This window comes from Nostoc sp. C052 (assembly GCF_013393905.1).
Taxonomy (GTDB): domain Bacteria; phylum Cyanobacteriota; class Cyanobacteriia; order Cyanobacteriales; family Nostocaceae; genus Nostoc.
The window spans coordinates 65347-80420 of sequence record NZ_CP040272.1; the positions used below are offsets into that span (position 1 = coordinate 65347).

At 41.3% G+C, this 15074-nt stretch carries 14 protein-coding genes; 7 read left to right on the plus strand and 7 right to left on the minus strand.

The window, feature by feature from the left end:
• Positions 1-438: 438 nt before the first annotated feature.
• Positions 439-1410 (minus strand): CHAD domain-containing protein, encoded by a 972-nt coding sequence (locus FD723_RS00305; protein WP_179063571.1) that lies wholly within the window; start codon positions 1408-1410, stop codon positions 439-441.
• Between the two features lie 364 nt (positions 1411-1774).
• Here FD723_RS00305 and FD723_RS44040 point away from each other — a divergent pair, with 364 nt between their 5' ends.
• Positions 1775-1933 (plus strand): DUF3616 domain-containing protein, encoded by a 159-nt coding sequence (locus tag FD723_RS44040; RefSeq protein WP_218651776.1) that lies wholly within the window; start codon positions 1775-1777, stop codon positions 1931-1933.
• A gap of 24 nt (positions 1934-1957) precedes the next feature.
• Here FD723_RS44040 and FD723_RS00315 read toward each other — a convergent pair whose 3' ends face one another.
• A complete protein-coding gene (locus tag FD723_RS00315) occupies positions 1958-2362 on the minus strand; it encodes an NIL domain-containing protein (RefSeq protein ID WP_179063573.1) in 405 nt (134 codons plus the stop codon).
• A 484-nt stretch (positions 2363-2846) separates the two neighbouring features.
• Between FD723_RS00315 and FD723_RS00320 the strand changes: the two genes are divergently transcribed.
• The gene (locus tag FD723_RS00320) at positions 2847-5846 is read left to right on the plus strand and encodes a response regulator (RefSeq protein ID WP_179063574.1); all 3000 of its coding nucleotides are present in this window, start codon (positions 2847-2849) and stop codon (positions 5844-5846) included.
• A complete protein-coding gene (locus FD723_RS00325; protein WP_179063575.1) occupies positions 5818-6204 on the plus strand; it encodes a response regulator in 387 nt (128 codons plus the stop codon). Before FD723_RS00320 ends, FD723_RS00325 begins: the two co-directional genes overlap by 29 nt.
• 90 nt (positions 6205-6294) lie before the next feature.
• Here the strand turns inward: FD723_RS00325 and FD723_RS00330 are convergent, their stop codons facing one another.
• The 4 genes from FD723_RS00330 to FD723_RS00345 all read right to left on the minus strand — a co-directional run bounded on the left by FD723_RS00330 (position 6295) and on the right by FD723_RS00345 (position 10680).
• Positions 6295-7326 carry a 1-acyl-sn-glycerol-3-phosphate acyltransferase gene (locus tag FD723_RS00330; protein WP_179063576.1) on the minus strand — a complete coding sequence of 344 codons (1032 nt, stop codon included), beginning with the start codon at positions 7324-7326 and terminating at the stop codon, positions 6295-6297.
• A 264-nt stretch (positions 7327-7590) separates the two neighbouring features.
• Positions 7591-8415 (minus strand): SIMPL domain-containing protein, encoded by an 825-nt coding sequence (locus FD723_RS00335; RefSeq protein WP_179063577.1) that lies wholly within the window; start codon positions 8413-8415, stop codon positions 7591-7593.
• 292 nt (positions 8416-8707) lie between these two features.
• A complete protein-coding gene (locus FD723_RS00340) occupies positions 8708-9085 on the minus strand; it encodes a hypothetical protein (RefSeq protein ID WP_179063578.1) in 378 nt (125 codons plus the stop codon).
• A gap of 506 nt (positions 9086-9591) precedes the next feature.
• Positions 9592-10680, minus strand: a complete 1089-nt coding sequence (locus tag FD723_RS00345; protein ID WP_179063579.1) for an NAD(P)/FAD-dependent oxidoreductase — start codon at positions 10678-10680, stop codon at positions 9592-9594.
• A 137-nt stretch (positions 10681-10817) separates the two neighbouring features.
• Between FD723_RS00345 and FD723_RS00350 the strand changes: the two genes are divergently transcribed.
• The 4 genes from FD723_RS00350 to FD723_RS00365 all read left to right on the plus strand — a co-directional run bounded on the left by FD723_RS00350 (position 10818) and on the right by FD723_RS00365 (position 14521).
• Entirely contained in the window at positions 10818-11660 is an 843-nt protein-coding gene (locus tag FD723_RS00350) for a hypothetical protein (RefSeq protein ID WP_179063580.1), read from the plus strand.
• Positions 11642-13000, plus strand: a complete 1359-nt coding sequence (locus FD723_RS00355) for an O-antigen ligase (protein WP_179063581.1) — start codon at positions 11642-11644, stop codon at positions 12998-13000. Before FD723_RS00350 ends, FD723_RS00355 begins: the two co-directional genes overlap by 19 nt.
• Before the next feature lie 288 nt (positions 13001-13288).
• Positions 13289-13807 carry a hypothetical protein gene (locus FD723_RS00360; RefSeq protein WP_306297007.1) on the plus strand — a complete coding sequence of 173 codons (519 nt, stop codon included), beginning with the start codon at positions 13289-13291 and terminating at the stop codon, positions 13805-13807.
• A gap of 192 nt (positions 13808-13999) precedes the next feature.
• On the plus strand, positions 14000-14521 hold the full coding sequence (locus FD723_RS00365; protein WP_179068968.1) for a Ycf51 family protein: 522 nt from the start codon (positions 14000-14002) through the stop codon (positions 14519-14521).
• Between the two features lie 221 nt (positions 14522-14742).
• Here the strand turns inward: FD723_RS00365 and FD723_RS00370 are convergent, their stop codons facing one another.
• Positions 14743-14883, minus strand: a complete 141-nt coding sequence (locus tag FD723_RS00370; protein ID WP_179063582.1) for a hypothetical protein — start codon at positions 14881-14883, stop codon at positions 14743-14745.
• Positions 14884-15074 lie beyond the last annotated feature (191 nt).

Here is a 15074-nt window from a genome sequence, read left to right on the forward strand (position 1 = left end):
ATCTTTTTTATGATTTGGCAAATTGGCAACTCTGAGAAAATTAACTATGTTATTTTCAATGCTATACAAGGTGTATTTGCACTTTCAAGCTATTTAGACGGGCTGCAACCCGTCTTTATTTATCGCTAGTTTTCTTGAACCGCTCGCGGAAGCTCTTAATAGGGTTGGATAGGGAGCCTGCATACCACCACAGAGAAGCAAGCTACACCCCATGTCTCGCTTCTTGGATTTCCCTAAGGGAACTCCAAGAAATAAATTATCCAATATTGTGGGGTGGGCAACATGAGTGCCCAGTTTATATGGCGAGCAAGATGCCCACCCCACAAGAGTTAATTGGATATTTTTTTATTTTTCAGTCCCTAAGTGGAGGAGTGGTGTGGATTAGGCGAATTTATCAACAAGTGCCTAAAATCACAGCCAGCCACTTTTCAAACAACTTCATGAAAGCGGATGCAGTATTGTTAAATGAAAACTATGTCTGGTTTCAGTTTTCAGATACCGTTCTTGCAAAGGTTGCCACTGCTGCCACGACTGGTAACGATTTTCAGTTAACAAAGTAGCAAGGGTGGGCAACTGAGTCTGAATTTCTGACTTGAAAACATCTGTCAGCCAGTCAGTTAAAACTGCACTATCTTGCATCGTACCCAAAATTTCTTGGATATTTTTCACTTCTTCAATATAAGCTGCGTAAGACTCACCATATAAGTCACTAAATAACTCCATTTGGTAGCGTACACGTTTCGCTTCTTTTCGCAGACTATGAAGACTTTCGCCTTCTGTCGTCAATTGTTGTTCTATCTTTTCTGGTTCCCAATTTTTCTGGATTTTAACTTCTGAGTTGACAAATTCAGTGCCAACTAGCCAACCTGGATGCAATAATAAGTTACTCACTTCTGGTAAAAGTAAGTCTGGTAAAACTTGCTGAATCGTGACAGATCCCAAAGGTTGATAATTGGGTTTCTCTAACCATTTATCTAAGGCATTTTTTAGAGACTTGTAAGATTCATCTTTTAACGTTTTCTGTACACTCGATAGTACATCTTCACGTTGTTTAGCTAAGGCTGTGAAAGCTGTTTGCAAAGATTCTTGCTCTTTGCGGGGTAAGTTTGGTTTGTAATTGTTTTCCAAACTTTCTTTGAGTACATCTAAATCTCGCAGATTACCAAGACGACGGGCTATTTTACCAATATTTTTATCGCTGATTGGTTTGGATACATCCACCGCGAGTCCAAACCGAGTGACGGCTGTCCGTAGGCGACGCATTCCCACTCGCATTTGATGCAGCGCTTCTGGATCTTCATCTTTCTTAACTGATTTTTCATACTTCAAGGTTTTCTTAAAGTGTTTTTGAATCGCTTGGTAGGCGTAGTCCCCTAGAGTTTTTACCGTGGGTTGTGTAGCTAATTTCATAATTGATCTGAATGACTACCTCATGAGGTTATTGCATAATAACATTAGTTAAAAATTTGCATATATTTTTGATATGTTTTTATGCAATAAGATTGCTAAGTATCTTTATGGCTATTGATAATTTTATAGCCTTTGATAAATATGTATTATCTATCAAAGGTCGCAATAGTATAGCTAATCCTGGCTATTTGATCTGAACTATAGCTATTGGAAGATTATTAAAGAGGTTGGGTGGATAATAATAGCACGATTTGCATTTTTGTAACTGCCGAGATAATTTCGAATACCCGATTCGCATTGTATAAATCAAGTTTTCTTGACTTTTGTAGATAATTTTAAAGAACAAAGAGAAGAGTTATCGAAAATGTCGGTAACATATCAGAAGTATTTATGCTTGAGGTTAGATGAAACCTCAAGTATTCAGCGTCTATCTTTGGTTGATACTGATAGATTTACAGATGATCAACAATTTCGAGTAGCAAAGTTTATCAATTTAAAATTGATAATAAATTTGGATGGGTAATCCTTCCTGCTGTATGCGGTAATTTTAAATGTTAGTAGAAATTGCTTGTACGGGACAGCTAGGGATACATTGTTCGCAGACGATACACCGCGATCGCGTGAATGTCAATTTGTACGTGTCTGGGTGGAGGGTGAGGGCTTCGGTAGGACAAACCCCAGTACACAAACCACAGTGGACACACGCATCCTCGTCGATCGCAATTTCGCCTAATGTAGAAGACACGTTAACATGGCGCGATCGCATCCACTCAATAGCCGCATCTAATTGATCGATATCTCCCGATAGCTCTACTACTAGTTTACCAATTTGATTTGGAGCAACTTGGGCGCGGATAATATTGGCAGCGACGTTGAACTCTTTAGCCAGTACATAAGTGACTGGCATTTGCACAGCGCGTTTCGGGAAGGTAAGCGTGACTCGTTTTTTCACAGGTTTAGCAGAAGGTTTTTTCTGTTGTAGCGTATTGAGAGTTTTATAAGAAGAATTCAGAATTCAGAATTCAGGAGTCAGAATTCTGTACGAGTGGGTGATAGCGTAGCGGTAGCGAGTATTTTCGAGCTACTGATATCTTGCACCAGGCGACTGGAAGTCGCGGCTACACAGACAAAACCCGCCTGCGCGGGTTGAAAACCTTAATTTTGCATTAGTCCGCGTAGGCGGACTTTGTTTGTATAGCCGCGATTTCTAATCGCCAGGGCTAGGTGCAAGATATCAGGCTACGCGCTTTCGCCCACCAGGGGCGAAAAAAATTAAAATATTCTCGCCTGAAAACTCTATCCCTTTATGGGTAGAGTTTTCTGAATTCTGAATTCTGTATTCTGACTCCTGTTTTATGATTACTTTAATTGATGTTGCAATTTAAGTTTATTGTTTGTTATCTGTTGTATCCATTTTAATTGGGAAAGCTTTTAACATGAAAATATTAGTTGTAGAAGATGATGAGTTAAATGCCTATACACTCACAGCCGTTTTGACTAATCAAAACTATGCGGTTGAAATTGCTACTGATGGTGATGCTGCTTGGGATTTTATTCAAACTTATGATTATGATTTAATCCTCCTGGATGTAGTACTGCCGAAACTGGATGGCATTAGTCTTTGTCGTCAAATCCGGTCTAGTGGTCTGCAAATGCCAATATTATTATTGACAGGGCGCGATAGTAGTCATGAAAAAGCGATCGGGCTAGATGCAGGCGCAGATGACTATGTAGTTAAACCCTTTGACGAAGAAGAGTTAATTGCTCGGATCAGGGCGCTGTTGCGTCGCAAAGGCGTAACTTCCCAGCCTGTGCTGGAGTATGGTAAGTTGCAGCTAGACCCTAGTAGCTGTGAAGTAATTTATGCTGGAAATCTACTAACACTTACTCCAAAAGAGTATGCTCTGTTAGAACTATTCTTACGAAATACTCGCCGGGTTTTCAGTTGCGGGATGATTTTAGAACATCTTTGGTGTTATGAAGATACTCCACAAGAAGAAGCTGTTCGCACTCATATCAAAGGATTACGGCACAAACTCAAAGCTGTAGGAGCGCCCAGTGATTTGGTTGAAACAGTTTATGGTATTGGCTATCGGCTGAAATCACTGGCAGAGGAAGAGAAGAGGGGGGCAAGGGGGCAGGCAAAATCCTCGGTTTCAAATCTCAAATCACAGCAGCAAACATTAATGGCAGTTGCGGAAATTTGGCAACGATTTCAAGGGCGAGTGGATGAGCAAGTGAGGGTGTTAGAGGATGCGATCGCAACTTTAAATCAAAATACTTTAAGTTCCGAATTACTTTCTCTTGCGGTTAAAGAGGCTCATACATTGGCGGGATCTTTAGGTACTTTTGGCTTACCTATTGGCTCAAAATTGGCACGCAATATCGAACTGTTGCTGAGTTCTGGCAAAATCTTGAGTCAATCTGAGATTAGTAGCCTCGAAAATTGGGTAAAGTTATTGCGTCGGGAAATTAACGGAAAAAACGCAGGGGAAATATCTACATTGCCAACCCCACAGGTATTAGAAACAGTAACGCAACCGCTACAAAATGACTCATATCCAGAAACTAAAATATTGGTTGTGGATGACGATCCGCAAATTCAAGCATTGTTACAAACCTTACTTAGTCCTTGGGGACTGAAAGCGATCGCTCTTGAAGATCCACGTCATTTCTGGGAAACCTTGGAAGTTGTTACGCCAGATATGCTAATTCTGGATGTGGAATTACCTTATACAAATGGTATAGAACTTTGCCAATTGGTACGCAACGAGCCGCGCTGGAGTGAGTTACCCATCTTATTCCTCACCGTGCATAGCGATGCCGAAATGGTAAATCAGGTGTTTAGCGTTGGTGCTGATGACTTTGTAAGCAAGCCCATTGTCGGGCCAGAACTAGTAACCCGGATCGTTAATCGCTTAGAACGAATGAAATTGCGGCAACGGATGACGCAGGGGGACAGGGGAGCAGGGGGCAGGGAGCAGGGAGCAGGGGGAGTAAATTCTTCCTTGTCCCCCTCGTCCCCCTCATCCCCCGATGTACGAGCCATCAACGAACTGGAATTGAGAGTTGCAGAACGCACCGCTGAGTTAATTAGAGTCAATCAACAGTTGCAGTCACAACTCGATGAACGTCAACGGACACAAGGCGAGTTACGGTTCTCTCAAGCAAGATTTGCACGGATTTTAGATATTGCTGATGATGCAATTATTTCCATCAACGGATTCCAAAGGATTACCTTGTTTAATCAAGGAGCAGAGAAAATTTTCGGCTATTCTGCCCAAGAAGTGATTGGTAAGGGTCTTGATTTGCTCTTACCGCAGCGCTTTTTTCAAGTGCATCGTCAACACGTCGTTGACTTTGGCCAATCTCCCAATGTTGCCCGTCGGATGGGAGAACGGCGGGAAATCTATGGTCGTCGTAAGGATGGTACTGAATTTCCAGCGGAGGCTTCCATCTCTAAAATAGATATGAGTGAGGAAATGTTTTATACGGTTATTTTACGAGATATCACAGAGCGCAAGCAAATTGAACGTATGAAAGATGAATTTGTCTCTGTTGTTAGTCATGAACTCCGCACACCTTTAACCTCGATTCACGGCTCTCTCGGAATGCTAGCTAGTGATTTGCTACCAACAGACTCAGAGCAGGGAAAACGCCTGCTGCAAATTGCTACTGATAGCAGCGAACGCCTAGTACGTTTAATCAACGACATCCTAGACATTGAGCGGATCGAGTCGGGTAAGGCGAAGATGGAACCAGAAATCTGTAATGTCGTTGATCTGATCGTTCAAGCCGTAAATGTCATGCAGCCTCTAGCTGACAAAGCAGGGGTGAAAGTATCGATTTCTGCCTTATCTGGCCAAGTATGGGCAGATAGCGATCGCATTGTCCAAACCTTGACTAATCTCCTGAGTAACGCCATTAAGTTTTCGTCTGCGGGATCTACGGTTTGCTTGGGGGCACAACAACAAGGGGATGAAGTTTTGTTGACAGTCAAAGATACAGGACGCGGTATCCCAACAGACAAACTTGAGAGTATCTTTGAGCGCTTTCAACAAATTGACTCTTCAGATTCACGCAACCATGATGGGACTGGTTTAGGTTTGGCAATTTGTAAGAGTATTATGCAACAGCACGGTGGACGCATTTGGGCTGAAAGTGTATTGGGCGAAGGTAGCACTTTTTACGTCACTCTACCGTTGTTTGAGGCTTTCCAAAATACTGATTTAGAAGACTCTTCTAACATCTCTGTCATTCATAGTGGTTGTGAGCAAATCATAAATAGCCAACTAAGTCAAGAGCCAGAACTTTTGACCAAAGGGCCTGTTACCACCAAGGAATTTGAACAACGGGCAATGGAGTTACTTCAGCAAATTACCCTGAACCAACAAAAGGATAGCAGTGATGACAACAAAGCAAATTCTAGTGGTTGATAACGAGCAGTATATCCAAGAAGTTACCAAGATTTGCTTGGAAACAGTGGCAGGCTGGAAAGTAGAGACAGCGAGTTCTGGCCAAGAGGGCATAATTAAAGCCCAGACTTATCAACCAGATGCCATTTTACTAGATGTGATGATGCCAGAGATGGATGGCATCGCGACCTTTGAAAAGTTACAAGCTAATTCATTAACTAAAGAGATTCCGGTAATTTTGTTAACTGCCAAAATCCAGGCTTCCGATCGCCGTCGCTATGCCCAAATGGGAATAGTTAGTGCGATCGCAAAACCATTCAATCCTCTAGAATTAGCTGCTGAAGTCGCCGCAGCCCTGGGTTGGAGTCTGGAAAAGTAGGTGAGATTAGTATCATTTCGGTAGGTTTGCCCATTTAAAAAACTAATAGTAGCGATCGCACTCACAACAGCCGTCAGTCAGCTTGTAGTATTAAGATTTACCCAAAAACTGATTAATTTGAAATTGCAGTTTTTCTCGTAATTGTTGCGCCTGTTGATAGGCTACTGCACGCCCTTTGTTTGAGTAGTTATCCAATTGTGCTGATTCTAAAGGGCCAATAAAGTAACGCAAACGAGTTCTCATTGCCCAAATTCCCATTGAGGGAAACATGAGTAAGACCAGCATCAAAGGCGATAAAGGCAAGAATGGTAATTTGACTAACCGTTGTAATTTTGTGAAATTAACAGCCCAAGGATGCAGAAATTCGCTGCCGATGCAAACTACTGGGAGAATAGGAATATGATAGCGATCGCTCAACTGAATAAAGCTGACATCAAACTTTTGTAGTTGATAGCGTCTTCTCCAACCTTTTGCAAGTCCGCGTATACCTTCGGGTGCATATAAGAGAATTTTACCTTCAGCCATTGCCGCCTCAAAATCATCGAATTCGGCTCGCACTCCACCTAAAACCTGTGACCATTTAGGCGGTAGCCACCAAATCACCCAAGGATGCTCAAATAATGCTGGACTTGCTATGGGTTGTAATACCCATCCTTTGGCTTCACTTAATAAATAACCTAAGGTCAAAAAGTCCCAAGGAAAACACATCCCGGCATGATTCATTGCTACAATCAATGGCCCTGTTAGCGGCAAGTTTTCGACTTGTTGCAATTCTCCCCGAAAATAATATTTAACGATGGGGGCGAGAATTTCTGAGCGAAAAGCTTGTTGATATTTGGGATCAAATTCACCAACTTCTTTTCGGGGTGAACGAAAACCCAGACGCAACCAACGACTTAAAATCGCCAGATAAAATCCGCCAGGAATTAAAAATAATCCATATTCTAGCCAATTCCAACCATCTGGATCGGCGTGATAGTACTGCCAATGGCGGTTGAATAAAATTAGCCAGCCTGGAGGATACCAAAGACAAAACCAATCAAACCAGCTAAATATATAGCCTTTACCTGGTGCATTTTCCAGTTGACTGTTTAAGAGATTTTCGGAGTGTTGATTAATCAAAACAGTTTAATCTGATTCAGTAAAAATATTTTGGTTTTTCAGTCATTATTATGCCAAATTCTTGAAGAAGAATTCAGGAGTCAGAATAAAGATGCTACGCAATAATACTCGCTAATGCTGTGCTATTTGCCACTCATACATAATTCATTCTGTTAGCCGTAGCGGGGCGTTTAGCCCATTCTGACTCCTGAATTCTGTTTCGATAAATTAAAGTGCGATGTTTGACGACAAGTGGCTGTGCATCTACACACTGAATATAAATGCTTATTTCGTTGTATATGTCACAAAAATATCCTTTTTCATCTCTACTTCTGCTGGGGCATCTGGATTATAAGTTGGTGATGATAAAAAACTAGCAAATGATGGCAAAGTAACTCCAGTTTTAGAGCTACATGAGGGATAAAATAATGTGTAAAATGGCTCGGCTACAGAAGGAGTTCCAAGCTTAACTTCCATAGCTGTTGCTAAAGCCTGAGCGCGGCTTTGAGCGTCTTTCATCGCTGATTGATAAACTGAACTTTGCAAAGCCTGACAGTCATTGACTGCGTACTCTACACCTACACTCTTAATAGATATATTTTCAAGTTTGCTCGTGGATTTGTTTGCTGTAGCAACAATTTCCTGGATGCGATCGCGTGTTGGCTTTTCCAGTCTCACTAATATCTTGGCATTGTTTTCACTAGAATTTGTATTAATTTGTACTTGAATTTTATCAGCACTAATTCCTTTGGCAATTAGGCTATCTACCACAGGCTGAAGAGTTGCTTTAGTTAGAGATTTTTTGTTTGGTAAAGGTTCTGCTGGTGTTTTTTCATTTAAGAGTAAAGTCAATGAAGATAGTCGGCGAGTTTCTGGGAAGGCTGATGGTTGCGTTTGTAACTCATCATTGCTACCTCCGCTACTGAATACCAATTCAATATCCGCTGTATCTGCTGGCACTCTCACTGCCCCTTGACCGATTACCATTAATGAATGGCGATCGCTCGCTGGTGGATAAAATAATTGGGCATTGGTGACTTTGGGTGTTAATGCTCCCACCCCAGCAGTCACGGTTATACTTACCAGCATTAAAGCAGTTATTTTTCTCATGTCCTGGGAATTTCCTTTGAACTTAGTAATTGTCAAAGTTTACACCTCAAGAGCAATATACTGAATCGTTTATCCAAAATAATTGACTAAAAAGGGTACTGAGGACTAGGAAAGAATTATTTTAATCCTCATCCCTAATCCTACGTATAGTGTCGGTTACGCTTTGACAAAAAAATATTGAGCTAATCCCACATCTTTTTCACTGACTTTAGTCGTGGGATTAGTTCAATATTCAAAAATTAACTGCGGACATGATTATATTTCAGCAGAGAGCCAAATCTTGTTAAAACTATTAACCAAACCAGTGGGAAGGTTCACAAGCTGGTTCAACTGTTTCACAAAGATGATTGCCAATCCAATCTGACTTTTCTTGAACGATTAAACAAATCCCTTGGTGAATCAAATTCTGTAAATGTAGTTGCTGCTCTAAGGGTTTACGAGGCAATTTGTAATAAGCCAAGCTTCCTTGTTCAGCCTCCGCTAGCGGAATCTGTCTGTCAGACATCGCGCTGTAAAAAGAAGGAATTCGGTTGAGGACGAAAGTAATTAGCTCTTGGCGTAAGTCAGGAATCGCAAAGGCTTGTTGATATGGATGAAATGGATATGTATCTAAAACGCTTTCAATCTCTTCTACTACTGATTGCTGTGTTAAATTGACTACTGTTTTCATGATTTTTAAACTCCTTTTCGAATCAAGTCAATGCTTGGTGGAGAAAATAACTTTTTTAGATGGCAACGTTGTTATGACAATCAGTTAGAAGTAATTCAACTGATAGATGCAATGACCCTGAATCTAGCTTTTTATCTTGGTAAAATGTCAGACATTTGGCTTTGCTTATTTTAGGTAGTTTTATATTGTTTTACAATATAACTTTATTAAAACAGCATCCCATAAGCTGGCAAGCTACCGACGTTTTATATTTATAATCCTAATTATTTCAAATTTCTGCCTTTTTGGCAGAAATCTACATAAAACGCAGCATCAATGCTAGGGGATCAAGGTTAACGGCAATAAAAAACCTGAATGAGAAACAAGTTTTTCATGAAATTAAGCTTTTTTGGTAATTTACATCACTTTTTAGGTTTGCGGCAAAGTTTGCTGTTTCATCTAAAAAACTTATTGATTGCACTTTGATTTAGTAAGTCAGAAAAATAGCGAATCGCTATAGTGCAAAATCAGTCTAGCGATAGATTAAAAGATCGGGCAAAAACGTTTAAAAAGTTCACATTGTCTAAAGGTAGATGACGCAACTGATTATTAGTTTCATTAGCCGCAGCTAATCCAGAATGCATCGCACCTTCTACAAGATTGCCGCCACACCAATCACCACAGCAAACTAAAGGTAAAGGAGTTCCGGCAGACAAAAAAGCTTCGTGCCAAGGACGGCTAGGAAAGGCATAACGCCAACGATGTACCTGCATCCATTCGGGAGTATTTAGCCAAGGAAGAGACAGAGATTCAGCTGCTTTTTGCAACATCAGCTGTCCAGCAGGTTGTAAATCTTGTGCTTCTAAATGACGTTGGGCAAAATCAGCGCTACTTTGCACCACAAAATGTGGTTGTTGGGGATTAGGACGCTTGCTGCTGTCCAAACCAATCCATGCTAAATCAGCATCATTTACAAAAGTTAAAGCTTTCCACTGGGGGAGAGGTTGGGATGTAGAAGGATATCCAGCGATCGCACTAATCGAAGGATAAAATTCTACAGAACGCAAGTTATCAAGAAAAACTGCATCCAATACACTCTCACCCAACGGTTCCAATAGCGTCACAGCTTGAGGTGCAGGAATAGCAAGAACTATCGCTTCGGCAGTTAATTCTTCGTTACTAGATTCCAGAGTCAGACACCAACTATTTTCGGGAGTTGGGGTAATAGCAATGACACGCTGATTCAGTAATATTTCTAAACCGGGAGCGAGTGATTTAGCGATCGCGCTCATTCCCCCAGGCGCAACATAACGCGGACTACGGTTTTTAGGTTCAGATATAGAAGCGCCTGCTGTGAGTTCGTAAACTTCCTCTGTCCAGACTTCGAGGATATGGCGCGATTGTAAAATTTCCACAAAACGTCCTAACAATTCACCCTTTGGCTTCAGGTAACAAGCCCCATGATCCGCCCAAGTTCCATACAAGCGGCGTGTAGCCAGTCTTCCTCCCAAACCACGTGACTTTTCCACCACTACCACCGAATATCCAGCTTGACTTAACTGCTGGGCGCAGACTAAACCGGCGATTCCGGCACCAATTACTGCAATATCAGTCATGAGTCAATAGTCCCTAGTCATTGGTTATTAGTTATTGGTCATTAGTTATTATCAAAGGACAAAATTATTACTAATGACTGCTGAAAGCTAATAGTAGAATAAGGTACAGAAAGCTGCACGGAAGGGAGGATGGGAAATTGGATGAAATGAGGGCGGCGCTAGAGTTAGCGACCGAAGAAGAATTGCAAGACTTAACGGCAATTCTATTTAGTCGTAAGTTCAATCCCCTAGACTATGTACACACACCCGAACCGATCGAAATTCAAAGCCAAGACCGCAAAGCTTGGTTAGATTCACTAGAGGGCCGCTTCCGGTTTTTGGCGGCAGATGGAGTGACGGTATTACGGGGACGCACAGGCCAGGTAACTTACCGACAAGCGTTAGTTCAAGTATGTAAGTATCTAAAAATTTCCTATTCTAATCAGCTGGCAACTATTGATTTAGAAGCAGAAGTATTTTTACATCTACTAGGACAGGTGTGGAAAAAATTACCTGAACAGGAAAAACAAAAATTGACTCTCCGAGTGCAGCGTCACCTGATCACATCAGAACTAAAAGAACCGCTACCACTTTTATTGCAGCCTGACCCCTTAGGGTTGCTTTTCAAAGGCGGTAGTGCGATCGCTGTTACTGCTATTCTCCAGCCATTTGTACTTAAGCAAATTGCCCGTCAATTTGCCATCCACTTTGCTACTTATGAAGTAGCAAAACAAGCGGCAATTACAGGCTCAGAAGCAGCTGCAACGCAATTCCAAAGCTATGTAGCAATGCAAATGGCGCAACGGGGTATGACAGTGAGTGCAGCTCGTTATGGGGCAGCCCGCACGATGTTTGCTGTAATTGGGCCGATCATGTGGACTTGGTTTTTTGCGGATTTAGGTTGGAGAGCGATCGCTACTAACTATGGTCGAATCATCCCTACCATCTTTGCCTTAGCTCAAATTCGCCTCACTCGTGAGGAATGTTGGGAGCCAGCTTGAACAAGGTTTTTGACTATTTCAAATCTCGTTGGCAATCTTCTTGGAACTACTCTCTATGGGCACTGTTAATCTTCCCATTGAGTCCTTTAGTAGGGGCTGTGACTGTAGGTTTTGTCTCATTAATCACTTGGCTGAAACAATCCCGCAAAATTAATCGCCGCCCCCTCAACTGGGGATTTGCCCTTTTGAGTGTGTTGCTGATCGTGAGTGCTGGCTTTGCCCAAGATAAGACAGCAGCTTTCCTCGGTTTATTTAATTTCTTACCATTCTTTTTACTTTTCGCTGCCCACAGCGCTCTAATTCAAACATTTGCCCAATTGCGGCAAATGGCTTGGGCTTTGGTAATTGGTTCCATGCCAGTAGTAATTATCGGCTTCGGACAGTTATTTTTAGGCTGGAGTTTTAAGTTCGAGATTTTGTGGGTTGTGTTGAGTTGGACAGTCAGACCAGGAGGAAACCCCCCAGGTCGTATCGCCTCATTTTTCCTGCACGCTAATACCTTCGCAGCTTATCTAACAATAGTTTTCATCCTTGGTCTAGGGTTGTGGCTTGAACAATGGGCAGAGGGGCAGAGGGGCAGAGGAGAAAGACTTACTGCAACTTTTCCTCTGCTTCCCCAATCCCCAGTCCCCTTTCTTTTCCTCACTGTAGCGGTAATTGCGGATTTCATTGCCTTGATTTTTACCAACTCACGCAATGGGTGGGCGATCGCTATTTTTGCCTGTTTAGCTTATGCACTTTACCAAGGTTGGCGCATTCTTGTCGGTGGTGTTGCTGCGATCGTTTTTAGCATACTTCTGGCAGCTTTTGCTCCCTCACCAGTCGCTCAGATTTTTCGCTGGGTAGTGCCTGCATTCTTTTGGGCCAGAATAAATGACGATATGTATCCAGATAGACCAGTCGCTTTAATGCGAAAAACTCAGTGGGAGTTTGCCTGGTCTTTAGCTCAACAACATCCTTTGACTGGCTGGGGATTACGCAGTTTTAGTACACTTTACAACGCAAAGATGCAGATTCCTTTGGGTCATCCCCATAACTTGTTTTTGATGTTATCTGCTGAAACTGGTTTTCTCAATGCGTCGTTATTTTGTGGCTTACTAGCTTGGATTTTGATTACAGGTGTCCAATTACTGCAAAAGTCAAAATATATAAATACAGGGGACAGATTAATATTTTTCAGTTATCTTCTGGCCTTTAGTGGGTGGATTTTATTAAATACAGTAGATGTCACCCTCTTCGATTTTCGTTTGAATGCGCTTTCATGGTTAATTGTGGCTGCCATTTGTGGAGTGATACATCGTTATAACCAACAAGACAGGCTAGGATCTCATCAAAATTAGCTATTAGTTTTTTCCGTGTATGCACTGGGGACATCTAGCGTTTTAAGTTAATAATATTGCTATATTCACGTCTGTGACTGTGAGTGTGACTAATACCTAATTAGTCACTGTTGCTGATTGTTGGGAAGGTGTAGGGACAACCCTTTGGGGTTTTCCTGCATGACGGGCATCTCTTGTAGGTGCCCTTTTGTATATTTATTATTTTTCTTCGGTTAAACATAATTTAAAAAATATTGAATTTTACAGAATATCTGAAAAATTTTTATCTTTCATCAAGGAATGTAAAACATGGTTACTGAAGTTAAGCTAGGTCTTTGTAACCCGCCAGAACCTATCTATTTGTATGTGAAAAAAGGAGAATTAAGTGGGGAGTCATATCTTTGGTATAACTATGATATCAATAATAAAATGACTATTCCTGTACAACAAAAAGGACTGACGGGTTATATATCTGAACTTAAATTAACGACAAAAGAATTTAAAGATAAGGACAATATTAAATTAGATATCGTTGTTAGAGCGGATGAAATTTATATTGTTAGGACTGGAATAGAAACGAACTTTTCTAAAAGTTTTTTGTTAGCTGTATCGCTAGTCCAAGACTTTTCCAAGCCCCTGATTATCGCTGCAACTGCTGGAGAAGAAAATGTGGTTTTTTGTAACCTCTACGACGCGGCGACTAAAACCCGAATTGACTCAAAATGGAACAGAGATGCTGATTGGTTGGCAATCATCGATAGTGTTCAAACTAGGTTGCAGACATCTCAAAATTCTCATATCGTTTCTGGTGAGCCAATACTGTTCTAGAAAAGCCTTGGCGAATGGAATTCGCGGCTACACAGGCAAAGTCCGCTATATTTCTTCATATACATTGAATTTTTCTCACCGACTTACTTAGGTTTTTCTTGGAGAACTGTGAAATCTCACAAATAATCGGTGTAAGCTCTCGGTAAAATGGGTGTGTCAGTAACAAAAAAAGACACCTCACTAACCAATCTTATGCTCACAACAGCTAACTTTCTTCAATACACCCAATGGATGGGTATAGCTACCCTAGTAGCTGCTGCCTTAACATTTTTGGCTTTTGTTCTCAAATGGGGCATTCGCTTTCGGCTGGTGGGTGCGACTGGCTTTATGGTGGTACTGACTAGTGGTTTATTTGCACTCTCAATAGTGCCCTTGAGTCGGACTGTGATTCCAGGGTCAGTACGCTACACTCTAGTTTATGATAATGGGTCAACGCAAGCGGTGATTGCCACATCACCCAAAATTACACCCACAGAATTAGAAGCAACTTTACGTCAAGCAGCTAGTAATCTCTTTTCTTATGGTCGTTCTGGTACACGAGAAGACGAAAATTTGACAGTTCGCGCCCGTACCATTATCCACCCAGAAGAAGGGATTTCTGTACCAGTTTACTTGGGAGAGGTCAAGCGATCGCTCGTTTCTCATCAAAATTCCCCAGTAACAGTCAAAATTTACACAGAAAATTTCGCCCAATTACCAAAACCTACCGCTTAGGAAGCAGGGGGCAGGGGAGGAATCAATTCAAAATGACGCTCGCAGACTCGCTAACGCTGCGCTAACAAAATTCAAAATTAAAGAACTCCTGCCTTCTGCCCCCTGCCTCCTCTTCCCCAATTCCCAGAGAAAAAATTAATTTACCTGTTATCAGGATGACAAAATTTATTTTGTATTTACTGATACATTAATGGTTATTTTTAGATTAAGATATTCACACTTTAGTGGTTATACTGTGGTAAAAGGTTAATCAGCGTGCAGGTAATGGGTACTGACAGTTGTGATTTGTTAGTTGTTGTCCTAATTACCACTGTTGCCATTTTCACAAGTCTTGGCGGTAAATCAATCAGTTGTTGCGGCATATAGTCGCACACCCCTAATTATGTATCTGTAGCTCAGAATTCCATGAAATAGCATGACCACTTACACATTATCAATTCTCAATTGCTTTTCTTGAGAATCTGACAATGGTAATGTTAATTAGTTATACGGTTATTCAAAACTTTGATAGTTCGGAATTTCAGGTTAATGGACATTTATAGATTCAAGCAAC